The sequence below is a fragment of the Robiginitalea sp. genome, assembly GCF_049588695.1.
Classification (GTDB): Bacteria; Bacteroidota; Bacteroidia; order Flavobacteriales; family Flavobacteriaceae; genus Robiginitalea.
In genome coordinates, this window is record NZ_JBAVZJ010000140.1 from 1 (window position 1) to 5663 (window position 5663).

The following is a 5663-nucleotide window of genomic DNA, read 5'->3' on the forward strand; positions in this document are numbered from 1 at the left end:
CTCGAAGGCTTTCTCGATGAACCTATGGTCCTTACCCGGGATGCCTCAGGGGTCCTGCACTGCCTGAGCAACGTATGTACCCACAGGGGAAACCTGGTCGTTGGGGCGGCAGGAAAAACACGGAAACTGGTCTGTGGCTACCACGGACGGCGCTTCGACCTGGACGGTGCTTTTGAGCACATGCCGGAATTTGGGCAAACAGAGGATTTCCCCACGGCCTGCGACAACCTCCCGGCCTTTGAGTTGCGGAAATGGGGCCCGCTTCTTTTTGCAGGCCTGAATCCGGAATTTGATTTTCAGCAGGTCCTGGATGCGATGTCCGAACGGGTAGGTTTCCTGCCCCTGGAGGAATTCCATGAAGACCCGTCCCGCCATAAAGAGTATTCCATCAATGCGCATTGGGCCCTATATTGTGATAACTACCTGGAAGGGTTCCATATTCCCTTTGTCCACGACGACCTGAATGCGGTGCTGGATTACGGCGACTATGAGACGGTTTTGTATCCCTATCTCAACCTGCAAATCGGGTACGCCGAGGGCTCGGAAATGGTCTTTGATTTGCCCGAAGGCCATCCGGATTTCGGTAAAAACGTAGCGGCCTATTACTACTGGGTCTTTCCCAATACAATGTTTAATTTTTATCCCTGGGGCCTTTCGATAAACCTGGTGCAGCCGCTGGGCCCGAGCCGGACCCGGGTCTCCTTTAGGAGTTATGTATACGATGCTGCAAAACTGGGGCAGGGGGCAGGCTCCGGCCTGGACAAAGTAGAAATGGAAGACGAGGAAGTTGTGGAAGGAGTGCATAAGGGTATTCGATCCCGGTACTACAAAGCCGGTCGGTTCTCCCCTACCCGGGAGCAGGGCGTACACCACTTTCACACGCTGCTGGCCCGTTTTGTGAGCGCGGAATAGGGGGAGAGGACATCACGTCTGTGGCGGAGGGTGTAAGGGGGTCCGGTGTACTCCTTTTTTGCAGGTGCAATACCGGGGGTTCGTATTGGTTTCTTTACCCGCTTTAGCTACCTTTGACAGAAATACTGCAGGATGAAACCAGATCTTTTTGAAGCCCCGGATTACTACCTCCTTGACGAGTTACTGACCGAAGAACACAAACTCGTACGCGATGCTGCCCGCAGCTGGGTCAAGCGGGATGTATCCCCCATTATAGAGGAATACGCCCAGAAGGCGGAATTCCCCACCCAGATCATCAGTGGCCTTGCAGAAATTGGGGCTTTCGGGCCTTATATCCCGCCGGAATACGGAGGGGCAGGCCTGGACCAGATCAGTTACGGACTGATCATGCAGGAAATTGAACGCGGGGACAGCGGGGTGCGCTCTACGGCTTCCGTGCAGTCCTCCCTGGTGATGTACCCTATATATGCCTATGGGACGGAGGAGCAACGTAAAAAGTATTTACCCTCCCTGGCCAGTGGGAAGATGATGGGGTGCTTCGGCCTGACCGAGCCGGACCACGGGTCTAACCCAAGTGGGATGACCACAAATTTCATCGATAAAGGCGATCATTATTTGCTCAACGGGGCCAAGCTCTGGATTTCCAATGCCCCCTTTGCAGATATCGCGGTAGTCTGGGCCAAAAACGAAGAGGGCCGTATACACGGGTTGATCGTGGAAAGGGGCATGGAAGGTTTTTCAACCCCCGAAACGCATAATAAATGGTCGCTTCGCGCTTCGGCTACCGGAGAGCTGATTTTCGACAATGTAAAGGTGCCCAAGGAGAATCTCCTTCCGGGTAAAAGTGGTTTGGGAGCCCCCCTGGGTTGCCTGGATTCAGCCCGGTACGGAATTGCCTGGGGGGCGATCGGAGCAGCTATGGACTGCTATGACACGGCCTTGCGCTATGCGGGAGAACGGATTCAGTTTGACAGACCTATCGCAGCCACCCAGTTGCAACAGAAAAAATTGGCCGAGATGGTTACCGAAATCACCAAGGCGCAGTTGTTGGCCTTTCGGCTCGGGCAGCTTAAAAATGAAGGCAGGGCCACCACAGCCCAGATCTCCATGGCCAAGCGGAACAATGTGGATATGGCCATTAATATTGCACGTGAAGCCCGGCAGGTTCTGGGGGGTATGGGTATTACAGGGGAATATCCAATTATGCGGCATATGATGAACCTGGAATCGGTCATCACCTATGAAGGCACCCACGACATCCACCTGCTGATCACCGGGTGGGACATTACCGGTATCAGCGCCTTTAAGTAGTCAGGCCCACGTATTTTCTGCGATTTCCTGTATGCGACCCAGTGCCTTTTGGGCCGTTTGGGCGGAGTGCAGCAACACACCGGCCCGGTCCCGGTTTTGTTCCGGGTACGCCACCTTGTAATAGCGGTCCCCGCTGAGGTAATCGGCAAGCGCGCGGATGCCGTGGAGGGCCGGCATCAATACCACGCCATGGCAAAGCCACTGTTTTTCCACAGGCTGCATCTTTAACCCACTCTCTTTCCATCCTTTTACAAAAGCCTCAAAACTTTTTAGATCCGGGCCCGCCGCCTTTCCGGATTTCCCATTTTCGGTTCGGGAGGCGATCAGCCCGCGGGCGGCATCCCCGAAGTCGCAGAGCAGGTGGCCGGGCATAAGCGTATCGAGATCAATCAGGCAGAGCGCCTTTCCCGACTGCGTATCAAAAAGGATATTACTGAGTTTCGTGTCGTTGTGGCACACCCGAAGCGGGAGGGCTTCAAAAGGGATTTGCCGGCAAAACGCATACAGGGCTTCGGCCTGTGCGATCAGGTCTGAACAGTTTTCACTCCGCTCAGCCGGGGCCCCGTCTATGGCAGCTCGCAATTGGGTAATCCTTTCGCGGATATCGTGAAAACCCGGGAGGGAAACCTGTAAGTCTTCCGTGGGCAGTGGGGAGACCAGAAGGTGAAAAATAGCCACAATCCGGCCCGCTTCCCTCGCCATTTGGGGCGTTTCCGCCCGGGTGTAGCTCGCGGAGTCGGGGATGTAGTTGAAAACACGCCACAGGCCTCCCGCGGGGTCCTTTATAGATGTCTTTCCTTTCCTGTTTGGGTGGAGTTTCAACCCGCGGTACCCCGGACCTTCAAGCAGGGGGAGGACCATTTCCAGATTGGCCATCAGTACCTCCGGTTTTGGAAAAACCACCGGGTTAATCCGCTGCAAGACAAATCCGTCGCCCTTTGGGGTATGGACCCGGAAGGTGTCGTTGATATACCCCTGGGTAAGGGTTTCCAGCGAGATTCCAGCGCCCGAGATGCCAAATTGTTTAAGGATTTCCAGGGGCTGGGAGGGGGCCATAACGAGGTCGGCTTAGGTGTTCTTCCAGAGGGGGGAAGGGTATTTTCCCGTATTGGATAAATTCGCCAATTCCTGCATGGCCAGTTCCTTATCTGCGGCGTAGGTGATTCCGAACCACTTGCTATCTGAAGGGATCACTTCTACCTGGGCTGTTCCACCCTGCAACATGTCCTGGATCACGAAAGGCAGGTAGATTTCCCCTTTGGCGGGGTCCTCCATAGTATCCAGAAAAGTTCTGAAATCGGCTTCAATTTTGGGAAAGATAGAAGGCTGGCAGACCCAGAAATTCATACTGACGAGTTCATCTCCGCTAAATGACAATCCGCTGTCGGCATCCTGAATGCTTCCATCGGTCTCAGCGATCTCAAGGCGTTCATCTACCGATACAAGCGCCTTCCCATCCTGACTGCAGACGCCCCTGGAGACAGAGCCGTAAGGGGAGAGGGTGTCCTTGAGCGTGTAGGCGACAATTCCAAAGGCATCGTCGGCCCCGGCCCGCTTCATAAATTCAGCAGCCCTTGCATAGGCAGCCTGCCCGTAGTAATCATCTGCGTTGATCACCGCAAAAGGATTTTGAATCACATTCCGGGCCGTCCAGACCGCATGGGCGGTCCCCCAGGGTTTGGGACGTTCCCCTGAAAACGAGCTCCCTTCAGGCAGGTCGCTTAACTCCTGGGCCAGTACATCCAGACGAACCCCGGAGGGCAGGCGTGCTTCGAGATACTCCTGAAGATATTGCACATTGTCTTTCTGGGTAATGACCACGATATGTTCAAAACCATTGGCCAGGGCATCGTAGATACTGAATTCCATCAGGAATTCCCCTTTGGGCCCTATATCGTCAAATTGTTTGAGTTTGCCGTAACGGCTTCCCCGGCCGGCGGCCATCAGAAGTAAAGTCATAAAAAATCATTTTTTAGCGCCCCTAAAGTACTATTTTGAGATCGAAATCCAGAGAACCCATCAGGATTTCCTAACTTCCATACCCGGAAATAACCCTAATTTAATACAGATGCAATCCCGACGTTCCTTCCTCGAGAAAATGGCGCTGACTACCGCAGCCTTGAGCCTCAACCCCCTGACCAGTCATGCCTTAACGGCCCCTGGAGTTGCCCCTCTATTGCGGGTAGGCCTCATTGGCGTAGGCCTCAGGGGTACAAACCACCTGGAGAATCTGCTGCAGCGGGAAGATGTGGAGGTTACAGCCCTTTGCGATACAGATCCGGAGCGCCTTCGTCTATGCACCGGATTACTCGAGAAAGCCGGGAAGAAAAAGGCGGCTACTTTTGGGGCACATCCCCATTCCTACAGGGATTTACTCGGGCTGGAGAATGTGGACGCCGTGGTCATTTCCACACCCTGGAGCTGGCATACGCCCATGGCTGTCGATGCCATGAAGGCCGGAAAGTATACGGGCCTGGAAGTCTCGGCTGCCACCACCCTGGAGGAGTGCTGGGATTTAGTGAACACCCATGAGGCCACAGGTACCCATATGATGCTCCTTGAAAACGTCAATTACCGCAGGGACATCCTGGCGGTACTCAGGATGGTGCGGGAAGGGGTTTTCGGGGAACTGATCCATTTCCGATGTGGCTATCAGCACGATTTAAGGGAAGTGAAATTCAACAATGGGCAGCAGCCCTACGGAGGAGGGGTGGAGTTTGGTGAAAAGGCGACCTCTGAGGCCCAATGGAGGACGGCCTATTCCCTGCATCGAAATGCGGATGTATACCCGACCCACGGACTGGGCCCGGTAGCCGTCATGGCAGATATCAACCGGGGCAACAGGCTTATGAGCCTTACTTCGGCCGCCACCAAATCTGTCGGCCTTCACAACCATATCGTACAGCAAGGAGGTGCGGACCATCCCAATGCCTCCCTGGAGTTTAAACAGGGGGATGTGATTACGTCCACCCTGCAGACGGCCCGGGGGGAGACCATCATCATCACCCATGATTGTAACCTGCCACGACCCTATTCCCTTGGGTTTCGGGTACAGGGGGCCAACGGCCTGTGGGAGGTGGACGGTAGCCGGATTTACATCGAAGGGAAGTCCCAGCCGCACCGATGGGATGAAGCGACCCCCTGGTTGGAGAAATACGACCACCCCCTTTGGCAGAAGTACGGGGAGTACGCCACAGGGTCCGGCCACGGCGGAATGGACTTCTTTGTACTCCACGCCTTTGTGGAAGCTGCGAAAAGAAAAGTAGCCCCACCTATCGATGTATACGACGCAGCCGCCTGGAGTGCGGTGACCCCACTTTCGGAACGCTCGATAGCCGAAAACGGCTCGGCCCAATTTTTTCCCGATTTCACCAGGGGGCGTTGGATGAACCGCACTCCCCATGAGTGGATTACGGACACCTGGTAACGGGTTCTAAAAC

Annotated in this window: 5 protein-coding genes; 3 read left to right on the plus strand and 2 right to left on the minus strand. The window is 54.8% G+C overall.

Annotated features, from left to right (window positions below; translation table 11 throughout):
• Nucleotides 1-912: aromatic ring-hydroxylating dioxygenase subunit alpha (locus WBV75_RS03170; RefSeq protein ID WP_424119208.1), on the plus strand; the 912-nt coding region annotated here is incomplete at its 5' end.
• A gap of 132 nt (nt 913-1044) precedes the next feature.
• Nucleotides 1045-2223 carry an acyl-CoA dehydrogenase family protein gene (locus tag WBV75_RS03175; protein WP_424119209.1) on the plus strand — a complete coding sequence of 393 codons (1179 nt, stop codon included), beginning with the start codon at nt 1045-1047 and terminating at the stop codon, nt 2221-2223.
• Here WBV75_RS03175 and WBV75_RS03180 read toward each other — a convergent pair whose 3' ends face one another.
• The gene (locus WBV75_RS03180; RefSeq protein ID WP_424119210.1) at nt 2224-3279 is read right to left on the minus strand and encodes a phosphotransferase enzyme family protein; all 1056 of its coding nucleotides are present in this window, start codon (nt 3277-3279) and stop codon (nt 2224-2226) included. It abuts the gene before it with no gap.
• Nucleotides 3280-3291: 12 nt separating this feature from the next.
• Nucleotides 3292-4182, minus strand: a complete 891-nt coding sequence (locus WBV75_RS03185) for a nucleotidyltransferase family protein (RefSeq protein ID WP_424119211.1) — start codon at nt 4180-4182, stop codon at nt 3292-3294.
• A 109-nt stretch (nt 4183-4291) separates the two neighbouring features.
• Here WBV75_RS03185 and WBV75_RS03190 point away from each other — a divergent pair, with 109 nt between their 5' ends.
• Nucleotides 4292-5650: a Gfo/Idh/MocA family protein gene (locus tag WBV75_RS03190; RefSeq protein ID WP_424119212.1), complete on the plus strand. Its 1359-nt coding sequence runs from the start codon at nt 4292-4294 to the stop codon at nt 5648-5650.
• The last annotated feature ends 13 nt before the right edge of the window (nt 5651-5663 follow it).